The sequence below is a fragment of the Lactococcus sp. SK2-659 genome (assembly GCF_020218185.2).
GTDB lineage: Bacteria > Bacillota > Bacilli > Lactobacillales > Streptococcaceae > Lactococcus > Lactococcus lactis.
Genome location: NZ_JAIWQZ020000002.1, coordinates 548212 through 561150 on the forward strand (window position 1 = coordinate 548212; position 12939 = coordinate 561150).

The following is a 12939-nucleotide window of genomic DNA, read 5'->3' on the forward strand; positions in this document are numbered from 1 at the left end:
AACAGACTTTTTTAATCAGCATTAGCCATGCCTTCTTCCTCATCGTCAGTATTTTCTTCAATACTGTCAAGAGTTTCTTCAAAACTATCAAAGGTTTCTTCAAAATCATCAAGTTGATCTTCGACATCATCCAAACGCTCACGAATATCTTGGTTTTGTTGATAAACTTCATTAAGAAGAATTTGAATATCTCCAAGCATTTCGGTTTGGATTTTTTGAATTTGCATATTTGAAGCTTGATCATCCATCATCAAATGGTCAAGTTTTTCATGGAGGGCAGCTACCCCTTTTTCTGATTTAACATTGACTTGGAAGTCATTTTTAGCAGACAAGCGGTCATGGTGTGCAGCACGATTTTGACTCATCATAATCAAAGGGGCTTGCATTGCGGCCGTAATCGATAGAAAAAGGTTGAGGAGAATGAATGGATATTTATCCCACTCGACTCCGAAAATACCAGAGACATTAACAAACATCCAAACGACTAAAATTCCAAGATAAGTTAGAATGAAAGCCCACGAACCGACAAATTCAGTAACTTTATCAGCCACACGTTCACCGATAGTTTCTTGGGTTTGAAGTTGTTCTTCCACGTCATGAATCTCAAAATTTGCCTTAGTTAATTCTTCATTTAGTAAATCATTGACGGTAAAGTTTTTTTGCAGGTCAAGATGAAAAAGGGTATCTAAGACCTCCAAACGGAATTTAACCTGATGTTCATTACAGATGAAATCATGACTGGTTGCTTCTGGGTAATCGCGCATGATAACGGTTTGAAGGCTAGGGTCGAGATTCTCAAGGAAATCTCCTCCTGACCGGCGATGAACACGACCGTTAACAAGACAGACGACTTTATTTTTATTAATTGGAGTTGGAGCCATTTTATAGCATGGTTCAAGCTTGTAAAATCTAATTTCTTATTTTGTGAAATGGGTCAAGTTTTTTGAATTAAAATCAAAAAGTTGGCACAAGAAGAGCGCCAATCTACTCTTGGTCAATTTGACAGAATAAGTAATCATAATAATTGCGGGTTTGGGTCGACCTTTCAAAGCTTGAGCGCTCTCCTTTCATTTAGGTTTTTAAAGGACAGTTTAAATATGTCCATATTAAATTATAAGGTATTTTAAGAAATTTGCAAGCCTCAGGACCAAAATAAAAACTCCTGCAGAGCAAGAGTTTTTATTTTCAAACGCTTTTTAGCGAAAGAACCTGATAAAATATCAGTAATTTAGTTTGCTTTAGCCTCTTTTTCCACAGCTACAGCTTGGAAAAGATATACAAAAAGACCAAAGATAAGCGAGATAATCGTTGTCCAAAGTTCAGGGTCTGGAACGCCAGCAAGAGCAGTTGCAACATAACCTACAACTTGTCCAAGAGCAAGCGACCAAAAAAGTGTGACAATAAGTTTCATATTTACGCTTCTTTCCATTATTTTCTATCCGCCTATAGTATAGTACAAATTATGACAAATTTCAAATTTTATATATAAAGGAGCAGATAAAAATAAGCAGGTACTTATCTCTTTACTATTGGTATTTTCCACTATAGGGGATTAGTTTAGACTCTAAAAAATCATATTCTTCAACTTGTTCAATCTGGGTGAAGAAAGCTCTATTTCGCTCAGTGAGCATTATATTTGCTGGAATAGTATCTTCAAAACGAATAAGATAGGTTGGTTTTTCTAAAGCAATGGCGTAGCCAAGCTCCCAAGCTGTTCCAGAATCAGTATCTTGATGATCGAAATCAACAATTGCAACGATGATATCTGCTTTATTTATCTCATTTACATCATTTTCCATTGTCGCTTTGGCCCATTCAGGGGTAAAAGCTTCAACTTCTTGTGGTAAAGATTCAGGATGTTGACATCTCATTGGGCTAAAAAAGTTTGCTACTGTTTTATTTTTTGAAAGTGCATTTTCTAAAAGTTCAACTTTTTTTATTTGACTTTCACTAAAAAATGGTGCGGCAAGGTAAACGTTAACTGCTTGATTAAACAACTTGTTCAAGTTTCAAATCTCCTAATAATTCTATGGTTTCTTCGGCGGTATCAACAAGAGAAATGGCATCTATGACTTCTTTAGAAATCATTCCTTCCTTAAGTTGCAAGCGCAGTAGGTCAAAAAGAGGTTGATAAAATTTTCGACCAACAAAAATGACTGGGCGGACAGCGGTTTGGTTGATAGACATCTCAGTTAAAAGTTGAAAACTTTCTTCCATTGTCCCAAATCCACCAGCTAAAATGACAAAAGCTTCTCCTAAATCAATGAGTTTACGTTTGCGCTCATCCATTCCACTTGTTAAATAAAGTTGACTGGCATTTTGACGAGGTGGTTCTAAAGGGAGAATTCCATCAGGATAAACGGCAATAACTTTACCTTGATGACGAATGACTGCATCTGAGACCATTCCCATACACCCTTCTTCGGAACCACCATAGACGAGGGTATGGCCTGATTTAGCAAGTAATATTCCTAATTTTTCGCTTGTATCTTTATAGATTGGATTTTTTCCATCTCTTGAAGAAAGAAAGACGGTGACATTCATTAATTATTTTCTCCTTCAATTTCTTTTAATTTTTCTTTGATTTGTTGCAAAACATGAATTTTTGATTGTTCGTCCTCCACAAAATCATATTTATCGCCATCAATTTGGATTTTGGGACAAATATCAAAGTCTTCAAACCAAGTATCATATCTGCTATTTAATTCTTTATAGTAGTCATATAAACTTGGATCGTATTCCAATTGTTCAAATTGACGTCCTCTTTTTTTGATTCTTTCTAGCATTTTATCAAAAGAAACTTTAACATGAATGAGTAAATCAGGCCTTTTTTTGAAAGATAAACTATCAATTTCTTCCAACATATTGTTAAGTAAGTCATCATAAACCTCGACTTCCGTTTCATCTGCTCGTCCTAAATCGGCGTTCAAATGAAAAAGCAGACTATCTTCATAAATCGAGCGGTCTAATACATTATTATTATCAGACAAGGCTCTTTTGATTGAATCAAATCGCTTATTTAAAAAGTATATTTGTAATAAGAAGGCATATTTTTGAGGGTTCTCATAGAATAATGGCAAAACTTTATTATCGTCAACACTCTCATAAAAAGCTTGTGTTTTCAATTCCTCCGCCAACATCTCAGTTAAAGAGCTTTTTCCTGCTCCAATTGTTCCAGCTAATACCAGCACTGTCATTACACCTTTCCCATTCTATTTTTAGTTTTAGTGATTGTTTAATTAAAAATTAGTAATAAATAAACAAGGCTTGCTCATTATAGTGCAAAAAAAAGTTCTCGTCAAATTGCTAATATATAAGCTGTAAATGCTGTTGTTAAAGGATTCTTTTAGTTTTTATAATTTTTTTATTACGATTAATAAAAAGATGAAACATCTTAGCTTTTTGTAATAAAAACGAATTAAAAATAAGAATGAAAGCAGTTTTTAAAATCAAGAAATGTCAAAAATGTTGGACGTTTTCAGCTGCTAGGTTGTTTTTTGATATCATTTCGGTTAAAATGAATTACTTTTGTTTGTGTTTAATAACTAAAATTTGACGCTTTTTTTGTTCTTAGTTTGTCTAAACTTATCCCAAGTTCAAGCTAAAATATAGTATAATAAAATTAATATCTTTTAATTAAGAATACCAGTCGTTTTAGCAAGAAAGGAGGAAAATATGTTTGCACCCTTGAATACAAAAACTGAATATAGTTTTTTAGATAGTGTCGTTAAAGTTGATGACTATTTGGAAACGGCGCACCGTTTAGGTTATCAAACGGTTGGAATTTGCGATGTTGGGAATCTTCATGCTGCTTTTCGTTTTGTCAGAAAAGCTCAAAAATTTAATTTGCAACCCATTATTAGTATTGAGCTAAATTTTGAATGGCGGGGTTTACCAATTGCTTTTTCTTTTATTGCTAAAGATACTGAAGGTTATAAAAACATACTTCGGATTTCGACGCTTCATAACTATGGACGCCGTCAATTTTCTGATATTCAAAATCATTTATCAGGAATCGCCTTGATTATTCCTGAAACTTACGGAAGTTTGAGCGAGCTGACAGAACTTTCGTCAGTAGCTGATGAAGCTTTTATTGGGATTGATCAACTGACAGATAAAGGGGCTAAATTTAATTTACCAACACTTCCTTTTCCTGCTATTCGCTATTTGAATTTTGCTGATAATGAAATTTTAGCAATTTTGCATGCGGTGCGTGATGGAGTTTCTTTTGATGAAAGTTTAACAATCAGTTCTAATGAACTTCTTCAAAGACCAGAAGCTTATGAGACTTACTTCCAGAAATATTTTCCACAGGCTTTGAAAAATCTATCAGCATTAACAGCAAAGATTGCTTATCAGTTCGATGAAAAATTGGAGCTTCCTAGATTCGATAAGAAGAGACAGGCAGTTGAACATTTACGAGAAGAAGCGACTTTAGGTTTGTCAGCTCGACTTGAAGAAAAAAATTTACTGACAGAAGTCTCGTCAGTAAATTTGCAAGATTTGTCAGTTTATCAAGAACGTTTAGAAAAAGAGTTGTCAGTCATTCATCAAATGGGATTTGATGACTATTTCTTGATTGTCGCGGATTTGTTGCGTTATGCCCGTGAACAAGAAATTTATTGTGGAATGGGGCGTGGTTCAGCGGCCGGTTCTTTAGTTGCCTATGTTTTAGGAATTACCCAAGTTGACCCTGTTCAACATAATCTTTTCTTCGAACGTTTTTTGAATCCAGAACGTGTCGCCATGCCCGATATTGATATTGACATGCCAGATGACCGTCGTGCTGAATTATTGGCCTATATGAAAAACAGATATGGTTCAGACCATGTCGCACAAATTGTTACTTTTTCAACCTTGGGTAAAAGACAGGCGCTTAGAGATGTTGGTAAAGCTTTTGGAATGACTGAAGCTGAATTATCCAATTTGACTCGGATGCTTGTGCGTCGTTTTGGAACTTTGGCTGATGAGTATGAAAATAATCAACGTTTTAAAGCTGAAGTGTTAAAAAATGGAAAATTGAAAAGAATTTATGAAGTCGCAAGACGAATTGAGGGAATGCCCCGTCAGACTTCAACACACGCTTCAGGTGTCGTTCTTTCTGAAGAATCTTTGGTGAATTATGTATCATTAAAACCGTCAGAAGATTTGGCTTTGACGCAATATGAGGCGCCAGATGTTGAAGCAATTGGACTTTTGAAAATTGACTTTTTGGGATTACGTAATTTAACAATAATTTCTAGATTACGTGATTTGGTGAAAAGACGTCAAAAAATTGATGTTGATCCACTAAAAATAAATTTGGAAGATGAAGACACATTGGCCCTTTTTCGGGCTGGAAATACCATGGGAATTTTTCAGTTTGAAAATCCACAAATGCGACGTTTTTTAAGAAATCTTGCTCCAAGTAAATTTGATGATATTGTTGATGCAACTTCAATTTTCCGTCCTGGTCCATCACAGTTTATTCCACAATTTGTTGCTCGACGACATGGGAAAGAAATTGTGCCTACCGTGGATGATTCTATTAGTGAAATCTTAAAGCCGACATACGGAATTATGATTTACCAGGAGCAAATTATGCAGGTTGCTCAAGCTTTTGCTGGCTTTTCTCTTGGGAAAGCTGACCTTCTTAGACGAGCAATTTCTAAGAAAAAAGGGTCTGAGTTAGAAAAGTTGCGTGAAGATTTCTTAGATTCAGCAAGCCATAATGGCCATTCTAAAGAAAAAGCAGAAGAAATCTATGACTTAATTGAACGTTTTGCTAATTATGGTTTTAACCGTTCACACGGTTTTGCTTATGGGGCACTTGCTTTTCAAATTGCTTATTTTAAGGCACACTTTCCTGATGAATTTTATGAAATTCAATTACGTGATCGCAAACGTGAAGTAATGATTTTAGATGCGTTAGAAAATGGGTTTGAAATAGAAAAACCAAGCATTAATCTGATGAAAATTGGCGATTTTGTAAAAAATAAAAAGATTCGTTTAGGATTGGCTCACGTTCAAGGAATTTCTCGTGATTTAGCAAAATGGATTGTTGAAAATCAACCCTATAAAGATTTAGCAGACTTTATCGAAAAATTACCTAATAATTTTCATAAAAAAGAAAACATTCTCCCATTGATTCAGATTGGAGCCTTTGATTATGCAGATTCAAATCGAGGGAAATTAGCTTATAATTTGGCTGACCATGCTAATTTATTAAACTATTATAGTGATGATATTTTTATGGCAAGTTCTGGTGGGGGCTTTGCCTATCATGAGGCAGAAGATTATTCAGAAACCGAAAAATACGATTTTGAAAAAAATTTATTAGGAATTGGGGTAACACCACATCCTTTGCAAAATCTAGCTCGCAGATTTGAAGGTAATTTTACACCTCTTGCTCAACTTGTGAAAAATAGACGAATGACTATCTTGGTTGAAATCAACTACATTAGAACGCATCGGACTAAGACGGGGCAAACAATGGCCTTTTTAACAGTATCTGATAGTCGTGAAAATTTTGATGTGACACTTTTTCCAGAGATTTATCGTCAATTTTCAAGTGAGCTTGAACAAGAAAAATTTTGCCTCATCAGTGGAAAAGTAACAGAACGTAATGATGAATTACAGCTGGTTGCTGACCGAATAAGTCCAGCTTTAGAAACGGATAGAAAACTTTGGCTAAATTTAAGAGATGAGAAGTATAATCAAAAAATTTCACAAATTTTGCGTGAATTTCCGGGCTCTCATCAAGTGATTCTTCACTATTCAAATTTAAAAAAAACAATCCAAACAAAAATTTATGTGGAAGAATCGGAGATTTTACAAAAAAGGCTTGAGGGGTATGTTATAGCTGGTATTTATAAATAAAAAACCGTTCATCCGAACGGTTTTTTATCTTATCCCACATAAAGGTAAACAGAGAAGAACATGAGCATTGCAGCCAGTAAAACAAAGAGGTGCCACACCACATGGGCAAAAGGAAATTTAAAGTGATAGATGAGTGCTCCAACAGAATAAACAACGCCACCAGCGACTAAAAGCCAAAAACCTATAGGGTTTAATGTGTTCCATAAAGGATAAATGACGATTAAAATCATCCAACCGAGAACGACGTATAAAACGGTTGATAATTTTGGTGTTTTACCCCATTTCGGTAAGTAGATTGATGTTAAAACAATCCCTAAAATAGAACATATCCAAATAACTGCTAGGACCATCCAACCTAACCAATTGTTTAAAGCAACTAAACAGTAAGGGGTATAAGTTCCAGCAATCAAAAAGAAAATTCCGTTGTGGTCAAAAACTCGAAAGACTTTTACTGCTTTAGTAAAATGTAAACTGTGTGCTAAAGTTGAACATAGAAAAAGAATGACTAACGAAGCTCCATAGATTGTAAAAGCAACCACTTCAAGTGCAGAACCAGATGCGGCACCTTTAATGACAAGAAGAACTAATGCTGCAATTGCTAGACCAGTTCCTGCTCCATGAGTAACTGCATTGAAAATCTCATTGAGAATCTGATAGGTTTTTGAACCTTGTGTTTCTTCCATTTGGTCTCTCCAATTTATTGATTTATTCAGCTTTTGAGCAATTTTTAATTTGTTTTTGGAATCAAAAAAATAATATTATCAACCTTTTTTGCTCTTTCCAACTGAAAATTTGTTATAATATATGATAGCACAAATTGTATAGAAAAGGAATTGGACTGCCGACTTTCTCTTATGAGAAAAATGGGAGTTCAGATAGTAAATATGCCAATAAAAATTGTGACAGATTCATCCATTACGATTGAGCCAGGAATTGCTCGTGAACTTGACATTACTATTGTTCCGTTGTCAGTAACGATCGATGGAACAATGTATTCAGACGACGACTTGAAGTTTGAAGATTTCATGGTCAAGATGGCTGCATCAAAAAACTTGCCTAAAACAAGTCAGCCACCAGTTGGTGTTTTTGCCGAGGTTTATGAAAAAATTGCTGCTGAGGATGATGAGATTATCTCCATTCATTTAACAGAAGCATTGTCAGGAACAGTAGAAGCAGCACGCCAAGGGGGAATGCTTTCAGGTCGTAACGTAACGGTCATTGATAGTGACTTTACTGACCAAGCACAAAAATTCCAAGTGGTTGAAGCAGCGCGCCTAGCAAAAGCAGGAGCATCTAAAGAAGAAATTTTAGAAAAAATTAAATATATTCGAGAAAATACAGAGCTTTTTATCGGATTTTCAACATTAGAAAATTTGGTTAAAGGTGGTCGTGTCAGTCGAATGACAGGACTATTTGGAAGTCTTTTACAAGTTCGCGTCATTGGAACTTTGAAAGACCGCGAATTGAATACTCTTTTACGTGGACGTGGAAGTAAAACTTTCTATAAATGGCTTGAAGAACTTTCAGATTCTATTAGTAGTTCTGGACGTAAAATCCGTGAAATTGGAATTTCTCATGCTCAAGGTTTAGAGTTTTCACAAAAAGCGAAAGAAGTTTTGCAAAAATTTGTTGAAAAACCTATTTCAATTTTAGATACCAACACGACAATTGCCACACACACAGGTCCTGGTGCTTGGGCAATTATGATTGATTATGAATGATAAATCTAAAAATATGATGAAAAATTTTATACGTACATTTGCCGGCTTGTTGCTGGCAATTTTGCTAATTTTAGGATTCTTTTTGCTTGTTTTTCCAAAGGCAGGGGACCGATTTTCAGCTGACAAAAAAGTTTCAAATCTGTCAGCAAAAAATCTGACTTATGCAGCTTTAGGAGATTCACTGACAGAAGGAGTTGGAGATGCCACAGGACAAGGTGGTTTTGTCCCTTTATTTGCCAAAGATATTGAGAATAAGACAGATAGCTCTGTCAGTAGTCAAAATTTTGGGAAAGCTGGAGATACAAGTACTCAAATCTATAATCGTATGATGAAAAGTAAAAAAATTACTGACGGCTTAAAAAAGGCTGATATCATTACGATTACCATTGGAGGAAATGACGTCTTAAAAGTCATTCGTGATAATGTCAGCAAACTCTCATCAATGACAGAAAAAGATTTTACTAAGCCAGAGGAACTTTATCAAGCACGAGTGAAAAAATTATTAGATAAAATTCGTGAAGACAATCCCAAAGCGCAGATTTATGTTCTCGGAATTTACAATCCTTTTTATCTTAATTTTCCTGATCTTACAGTCATGCAGAATGTGATTGATAGCTGGAATACAGCGACTGCTGGCGTTGTAAGTCAAGAAAAGAACACTTATTTTATTCCAATCAATGACTTACTTTATAAGGGTTCAGGAGATAAACAAGCGGTTGAATCTGGCAGTACATCCGATGCAGTTTCCAATAACTTACTTTATACAGAAGACCATTTCCACCCAAATAACGTAGGTTATCAACTTATGGCTGATGCAGTATTTGCAAGTTATAAGGAGGTCAACCAAAAATGACTAAGCGCTTAAAGAAAAAAGCAAAACCAGTTGTTTTTCTAGCTCTTGTTCTTGGTTGTGCATTAATTTTATCAGGAGTTCTTGGTTTGGCGGGGCATTTAAACGAACAAGAATCGTCTAAAACAAAAAAGAAAAGTCAATTGTCAGAAACTAAAAGGAGTTCAACTTCCCCAAAAAATATGGATAATAATATTGAGCAGATGACTTTGGAACAAAAAGTTGGTCAGTTATTTATGACAGGAATGCCAGCAAATAACTATAATCAGGCAACTTTTGATGCGATTGAAAAGTATCAAGTAGGTAGTATTATTTTGACTGGTCGCTCTAATCTCAGTGTCCCAGAAATGAAAGATATTACTGACAAACTACAAGGCTTAGCACCGGCTAATCGCAAACTCTTGATATCCTGTGACCAAGAGGGAGGAAATGTTCAAGTTCTCCAAGGTCAGGGTTTTTCACAGATTCCTGATGGATTAACTCAAGGAAGTTGGACAGCTGATAAATTACAAAAGGAATCACAAACTTGGGGAAGTGAACTTTACGCAGCTGGAGTGAATTTTGACTTAGCACCAGTTGCTGACCAAGTTTTATCTGCCGACTTTGCTCCACAAAATGCTCCAATTGGCTATTGGAGTCGCCAATATGCTTATGATAAAGCAAGTATCATAAGCCATGCTCAAGCATTTACGGAAGGCATGAAAGCAGCCAAGGTTTTGACAACTGCTAAACATTTTCCAGGGCTTGGAGCGGTGACAGGCAATACAGATATCAGTGCAGGTGTTAGAGATGACCAAACGAATTCCAATAGCGAATCTGTTCAAATTTTCAAAGATTTAATCTCTTCTGGGACACCTTCGATTATGACCGCAACCGCTATTTATGATAAAATTGACCCTAATCTTCCCGGTGCTTTTTCATCCAAAATGGTTGATGGTTTACTACGGAAACAATTAGGTTTTGATGGTTTGGTTATTACAGACGATTTATCAAATGCTGTCCAAGTACAGTCATGGACGCCTGGTCAAAGGGCAGTTTTAGCATTGTCAGCAGGAAATGACCTTGTTTTAGCAAATGAGCCTACACAAATTCCAGAAATGATCTCAGAAGTTTTGCAAAAGGCAAAAGCAGACCCAGACTTTGCTAAAAAAATCAGTCAATCAGCCACAAGAGTGATTAAAGTAAAAGAAGAAATGAAACTTGTAGAATAGAGAAGCAAAATGGAAAATAACGAAAATCAAACAAGAAAATCAAAAACAAAAAATTCCACTAAGCCAAAAACTGAAAAAGAAGAAGCTCTTAAAAAACGTCCTATTTGGAAATGGCTCTTTATTATTCTTTTGGCTCTGAATATAGCTGGAGTTGTGTTTATTGCCATTCGCGTGACTAGCCCAAGAGACCAAACGGTTCTCAATCAAAAATCAACTAATAGTTCAGACCAAAAGGTTGCTCAAATTACGAGCACGACTTCGCAGCTCAATGAATTGATAAATAGTTATTTAGAAACCTATCAAACTAAAGAAATGACTTACAAGTTTTATATTTCTAATCAACAAGCAGTTCTTGAAGCATCTTATAAACTTTTTGGAACCAAAATTCCACTTTATATTTATTTTGAACCTCTGGCACTCTCAGATGGTTCAATTAGTCTATCTGTCCAAAATATTTCTGCTGGAAGTTTGAGTTTACCAACTTCGGAAGTTCTGCAAATCGTTAAGGCATACGACTTGCCAGACTTTGTTCAAGTTGAAAGTAAGAAAAATCAAGTGGTCATTAATTTATCCAAAATAAATGTCTCAGGTAATCTTTATATTAAAGCGAATCAAATTGATTTAGCCAAAGGGAATTTTGTCTTTGATTTCATGAAAAAAGCCTGAAAAACGCATTAAAATGGCATTTTGACTTGCAAACTAGGCTAAGATTTGCTAAAATGAAAATTGCCTATGTTTAAGGTAAAAAACAAATGGAGGACATTTCTAAAATGGCTAACAAACAAGATCTTATCGCTGAAGTTGCAGCAAAAACAGGATTGACTAAAAAAGATTCAGAAAAAGCAGTTAATGCTTTTGGTGAAGTTGTAACTGAGTTCCTTGCAAAAGGTGAAAAAGTTCAATTGATCGGTTTTGGTACTTTCGAAACTCGCGAACGCGCAGCTCGTGAAGGACGTAACCCACAAACTGGTGAAGCAATCAAAATCGCTGCTACAGTTGTTCCTGCATTCAAAGCTGGTAAAGCATTGAAAGACGCAGTTAAATAATTATAGCTATTAAGCATTAAACACCGTAATTTTACGGTGTTTTTTTCTTGTCTGTCATTAAAATAAAAAACATATCCCGGGATATGCTTTTTTAGATTTCCTTTGTAAAAAAAGATTCAGTGATAATTTCCCCTAAATTTTCTTCCTTAACAATTCCTGTGTCAGAAAAACCAAGTTTCTTGTAAAAGTGAATGGCATTTTCATTGCTACTTAGTACCCACAGACCAACTTTTGGATAATTCTTTGTTGAAAGTTTTTCTAAGGCGAATTCAAGCATTTTTCGACCTATTTTATGTTTTTTATAGGAGTCGAGTAAGTATATTCCATGAATTTCACCAAAGTTTTCTTCAAAAGAATTATTCCGAAGAGGGCCCCAACCGCAAAAACCAATAATTTTGCCTTCAACAATGGCAACCACTGTATTTGAACAAAGATTATTTTTAAAAATATTAATGCTTGATTCAAGCGTTATGTTTTTTAAGAAACTTTCTGGGAGAAGTCCAGTGTATGTTTCTAACCAGGCTTTATAGTGAACAAAAGCAATTTGCTCATAATCATCTGGGAGTGCTTTTCTTAGTATTACTTTCATTGTCAGACCCTTAATCTTTTTTTATATTATATCATTTATCAAGAATGATATTCAAAAAAATGAAAAAGCCAAATAGTGATGTTTTCTGCCTTGTTTTTTTGTTATACTATTGAATATAAAAAAGTCGGAACGAGAGGAGGGAAAAATGTTAACTAAAAAAAACTATCAGTCACCTTTAGGAGAAATAACGCTTTTAAGTGATGAAACTTATTTATTAGGAGTGTGGTTTAAAGAGCAAAAATACTTTGCGGCCAATTATGATTTAAATCAGGCAAAAGAGGAGAAGAGTCTCCCAATTATTAATGCTATAGAATGGTTGGACGCTTATTTTAAAGGAGAAACCCCTGATTTTAAAAAAATAAAATTGAAACCAGAAGTAACGGAATTTAGAAAAAAAGTACTCAAAATATTAAGTGATGTCCCCTATGGTAGTCTAATTACTTATAAAGAAATATCAAATCTCCTTCAGGTTAATGAAGAGAAAAAAAGAAATATGTCACAGGCGGTTGGTGGAGCAGTTGGACATAATCCACTTTCAATCATTATCCCTTGTCACCGAGTTGTGGGGACCGATGGTTCCATGACAGGATACGCTGGTGGACTAGAGAATAAAAAAGCTCTTTTGACACTTGAGCAAGCACATTTAAAAAAATAATTGGAGTTT

14 protein-coding genes are annotated in these 12939 nt (G+C 35.0%); 7 read left to right on the forward strand and 7 right to left on the reverse strand.

What is annotated here, in order from left to right; all coding sequences use genetic code 11:
* Nucleotides 1-11: 11 nt before the first annotated feature.
* From LDP15_RS09830 to LDP15_RS09850, 5 genes are all read right to left on the reverse strand, one after another.
* On the reverse strand, nt 12-881 hold the full coding sequence (locus LDP15_RS09830) for a DUF1003 domain-containing protein (RefSeq protein WP_015425879.1): 870 nt from the start codon (nt 879-881) through the stop codon (nt 12-14).
* 347 nt (nt 882-1228) lie between these two features.
* Nucleotides 1229-1429 carry a YjzD family protein gene (locus tag LDP15_RS09835; protein ID WP_012897261.1) on the reverse strand — a complete coding sequence of 67 codons (201 nt, stop codon included), beginning with the start codon at nt 1427-1429 and terminating at the stop codon, nt 1229-1231.
* A gap of 97 nt (nt 1430-1526) precedes the next feature.
* Nucleotides 1527-2006 (reverse strand): nucleoside 2-deoxyribosyltransferase, encoded by a 480-nt coding sequence (locus LDP15_RS09840; RefSeq protein ID WP_015425880.1) that lies wholly within the window; start codon nt 2004-2006, stop codon nt 1527-1529.
* Nucleotides 1990-2544, reverse strand: a complete 555-nt coding sequence (locus tag LDP15_RS09845; protein ID WP_003131507.1) for a TIGR00730 family Rossman fold protein — start codon at nt 2542-2544, stop codon at nt 1990-1992. The genes LDP15_RS09840 and LDP15_RS09845 overlap by 17 nt, the downstream gene beginning before the upstream one ends.
* Entirely contained in the window at nt 2544-3197 is a 654-nt protein-coding gene (locus LDP15_RS09850; protein WP_003131506.1) for a deoxynucleoside kinase, read from the reverse strand. The genes LDP15_RS09845 and LDP15_RS09850 overlap by 1 nt, the downstream gene beginning before the upstream one ends.
* 478 nt (nt 3198-3675) lie before the next feature.
* On the opposite strand from LDP15_RS09850, the gene LDP15_RS09855 reads away from it, so the two are divergent.
* Entirely contained in the window at nt 3676-6858 is a 3183-nt protein-coding gene (locus LDP15_RS09855) for a DNA polymerase III subunit alpha (protein WP_136122398.1), read from the forward strand.
* A 29-nt stretch (nt 6859-6887) separates the two neighbouring features.
* Here the strand turns inward: LDP15_RS09855 and LDP15_RS09860 are convergent, their stop codons facing one another.
* Complete coding sequence (locus tag LDP15_RS09860; RefSeq protein ID WP_015425882.1) at nt 6888-7541, reverse strand: hemolysin III family protein; 654 nt, start codon at nt 7539-7541, stop codon at nt 6888-6890.
* A 201-nt stretch (nt 7542-7742) separates the two neighbouring features.
* On the opposite strand from LDP15_RS09860, the gene LDP15_RS09865 reads away from it, so the two are divergent.
* The 5 genes from LDP15_RS09865 to LDP15_RS09885 all read left to right on the forward strand — a co-directional run bounded on the left by LDP15_RS09865 (nt 7743) and on the right by LDP15_RS09885 (nt 11686).
* Complete coding sequence (locus LDP15_RS09865) at nt 7743-8579, forward strand: DegV family protein (RefSeq protein ID WP_014570388.1); 837 nt, start codon at nt 7743-7745, stop codon at nt 8577-8579.
* Complete coding sequence (locus tag LDP15_RS09870; protein ID WP_015425883.1) at nt 8572-9432, forward strand: SGNH/GDSL hydrolase family protein; 861 nt, start codon at nt 8572-8574, stop codon at nt 9430-9432. Before LDP15_RS09865 ends, LDP15_RS09870 begins: the two co-directional genes overlap by 8 nt.
* On the forward strand, nt 9429-10640 hold the full coding sequence (locus LDP15_RS09875; protein WP_015425884.1) for a glycoside hydrolase family 3 N-terminal domain-containing protein: 1212 nt from the start codon (nt 9429-9431) through the stop codon (nt 10638-10640). The genes LDP15_RS09870 and LDP15_RS09875 overlap by 4 nt, the downstream gene beginning before the upstream one ends.
* 9 nt (nt 10641-10649) lie before the next feature.
* A complete protein-coding gene (locus LDP15_RS09880; protein ID WP_015425885.1) occupies nt 10650-11306 on the forward strand; it encodes a YpmS family protein in 657 nt (218 codons plus the stop codon).
* Between the two features lie 104 nt (nt 11307-11410).
* A complete protein-coding gene (locus tag LDP15_RS09885) occupies nt 11411-11686 on the forward strand; it encodes an HU family DNA-binding protein (protein WP_010905402.1) in 276 nt (91 codons plus the stop codon).
* A 91-nt stretch (nt 11687-11777) separates the two neighbouring features.
* On the opposite strand, the gene LDP15_RS09890 is transcribed toward LDP15_RS09885, so the two are convergent.
* Complete coding sequence (locus LDP15_RS09890; RefSeq protein WP_015425886.1) at nt 11778-12275, reverse strand: GNAT family N-acetyltransferase; 498 nt, start codon at nt 12273-12275, stop codon at nt 11778-11780.
* 145 nt (nt 12276-12420) lie between these two features.
* Here LDP15_RS09890 and LDP15_RS09895 point away from each other — a divergent pair, with 145 nt between their 5' ends.
* The gene (locus LDP15_RS09895; protein ID WP_015425887.1) at nt 12421-12930 is read left to right on the forward strand and encodes a methylated-DNA--[protein]-cysteine S-methyltransferase; all 510 of its coding nucleotides are present in this window, start codon (nt 12421-12423) and stop codon (nt 12928-12930) included.
* Nucleotides 12931-12939 lie beyond the last annotated feature (9 nt).